The sequence below is a fragment of the Synechococcus sp. H60.1 genome, assembly GCF_047462335.1.
Classification (GTDB): domain Bacteria; phylum Cyanobacteriota; class Cyanobacteriia; order Thermostichales; family Thermostichaceae; genus Thermostichus.
Map to the genome: position 1 here is coordinate 1 of NZ_JANSJA010000012.1, position 2,567 is coordinate 2,567.

1 protein-coding gene and 1 pseudogene are annotated in these 2,567 nt (G+C 44.2%); both read right to left on the reverse strand.

The window, feature by feature from the left end:
* Nucleotides 1-136: 136 nt before the first annotated feature.
* The gene (locus tag NW852_RS00545) at nucleotides 137-2,260 is read right to left on the reverse strand and encodes an FkbM family methyltransferase (RefSeq protein ID WP_414366400.1); all 2,124 of its coding nucleotides are present in this window, start codon (nucleotides 2,258-2,260) and stop codon (nucleotides 137-139) included.
* Between the two features lie 16 nt (nucleotides 2,261-2,276).
* Nucleotides 2,277-2,567 (reverse strand): annotated as a pseudogene (locus NW852_RS00550) (glycosyl transferase family 1); the annotation flags it as partial.

A 2,567-nucleotide genomic window follows, 5' to 3' on the forward strand; every position in this document is an offset into this window, starting at 1 on the left:
CAGCGGGCGGAGCGCCTGGCCCAAAAGCTGCGAGAACTGGGGGTGGATCTCGATGTAGTGATGGACAAGTAAGTTAGAGGAGCAGTTTAGAGTCTGCCTTACCAGGCTGGTCGTTGGTTGGCTAAATAAACTGCTCCTACCGAAGAGGCTCTATCAATGGATTATGAAGGATGTTCTTCTTGTTTAAGTAGCAAAGCGTTCCTCGATGTGCGTCAAATATATTTCCCCTACAGAGAACATGGGTGGTACTCAGAATTTGATCGATTATTCGCCTATCTTCCTCTGAATGAAACTCTAAGTATATTATCTTAACGTCAGCTAACATCTCAAAGAGATCCTTCAGTATTTGGGTCTCACAGCCTTCCGTGTCTATCTTGAGGATATCAATTTTTGCAATGCCAATGCTCTTTAAAAATGAGCTCGCCTTTACAAAACGGACAATTCTTGGGAAAGCAGTGTCTCGATTTTTGTATACAGAGCTATGGGAAGGTGTTATGAGACTACTGTAAAAAACTTTGTCAATGTCATCGCTGTATAAGCCGAATGGGTACAAATCGCAGTTCCCTATTGTGACACTGTTTAGCTTTAACAAGTGGAAGGCCAATGAATCAGGCTCAAAACAAAGAATCTTGGCATTTGGGTACAATGCTCGAAAGTAAGTGCTGGCAATACCAATGTTTGCTCCTACGTCAACTATTAGTGATACATCATCGACAAAGTCTAGAAACGGGTAAGATTGCTTTCTAAATATTTCATCAAAAGTATATCTTGTTGAGTCTTCTCCTTCCTTATAAAAGCGTATCTCAACTCGACAGGAGGAGCCGTCTGCTCTAGACAAACTATAATAAATTGTTTCAATGTTTGCCAATCTCGTTGCGTTGGAAAATACTATCTGATTCTGGTCTCCAAGGACAAAAGCAAACTTAGAGTAAGGTAAAAGTTGAGAAATAAGGTCGTTGCTGGAATTGACAATTAAAACATCCCAAATACCACCGTTCGAATAGTTATGTCCCTCCTTAAAAACATCCACTCTGGATGTGACTCTATCTGTCTTCGGAAGCTCAGACACTGGGAAGCCAGCCTCAGCGTAGACTTCTAGCCTAGGCAGATCTAGGAGATCCGAGACAATTGCTACTGGACACTCCTTACTAACCAGTATCTTAAGTCTCTCTTCTACCCGGTGTAGCTCCTGAACAGATTCATAGATAGCTAGCCGTGTATCCATAAGATCGTTATTAGAGGTGCTAATGAAGAATCGAGGATCGGAGTTGCCCGCGTAAAATTCAGGCAGTTCTCCCTTAAACACCCAGTTCATCAGGTCAGCTACCCGATACCTTGGGTGCCAGCCTGTAAAGAACTTCTCGTAGGCTCTTCTCGCGATTTCTGTCGCTAACTCTGGGTTCTCCAAGTAAAACTTGACTTTTTCTACTAGCTCAGACTCGGAGTCATAGACATCACAGTACAAGCCTGGAGTAAGATACTCATCAAAACCAGAAGCAAACGATAAGCGATCTGTCAACAGAAATCCTCCTGCGGATATAATCTCGAGGTTTCTTAGGTTAAAGTCTCCGTTTAAGCTACAGTTAAATGAAACTAAGGAGTGAGCAAACAAGCGAGCACCTTCCTCCCTAGTTCCAGACTTTGCTACTAGAGGCAAGCCGGCCTCCTTTAGAGTGTTGAGCAGCCGAACTCGCCTTGGATGAAAACTACCCGCATGTCCTAAAAAAGCAACTTTGTCTTCTCTGGTCTCCACCCATTCATGAGTAACCGTGTGCATGTGTATGAGTGGCAGCCACGCTGTATTGCTAAACCCTGCTGCTGCAAACCAGTGCAAGTGATGACGGTTGATAGGAGTAACGATGTAGTCAAAGTCTTCAGTTGCACAGTAAGCTAAGAGATAGCTAATTGGAAAACGCTCCTGATGAGTGGTTCCTGCAAGTAAAACAGTCGGGCACTTAAGCTTTTTAGTATTGATAGGGATGCTTGGCTCACAACTAGATGCTCGAACGATTAGTAAGTCAAATCTTTTATTCTCAATTTGAGATGATTTTTGTATAAAGTCGTAAATGTCATACTCTTCCTCTGGACATTTAATGAGATCTTGACAGACGCTAGAGGATTCTACAAAACCTTTAGCTCCTCCTCTCGGGCACAAGGTCACTTGTTGACTGGAAAAAACTGGAGGAGGTACATAGTCTGGTGAAATTGGCCAACTCAGTAGAACACGAGGCTGCAGAGCTGTATTTTCAGAGTTTTCCATAGCTCACTCTCCTATTTTAGTCATTAGCTCCGTCTGGAATGTAGCTTCTACTCAGGTAGCACAGACAGCCCTGGCTACCCTGAGACATGATCCCCCGCCAGATTATGTGAGAAGGATCCCGCATCCGGTCAATCTGCTTGCGGTCTTGCTCCGAGCCAAACTCCACATAGATGACCTTGATGTCCTTGAGCCACAGCTCCAAGCTAGTCAACATCTCCACCTCTTGTCCATCTGTTGCTACCCTCAGTACAGCGATACGCTCCAGATCCAGCTTCTGTAGGGCTGTCTTGGCTTCTCGGAAAGGAAG

Coding starts and splice junctions, on each gene's coding strand:
- NW852_RS00545 (WP_414366400.1), bottom strand. CDS start 2,260: ATGGAAAACTCTGAAAATACAGCTCTGCAGCCTCGTGTTCTACTGAGT.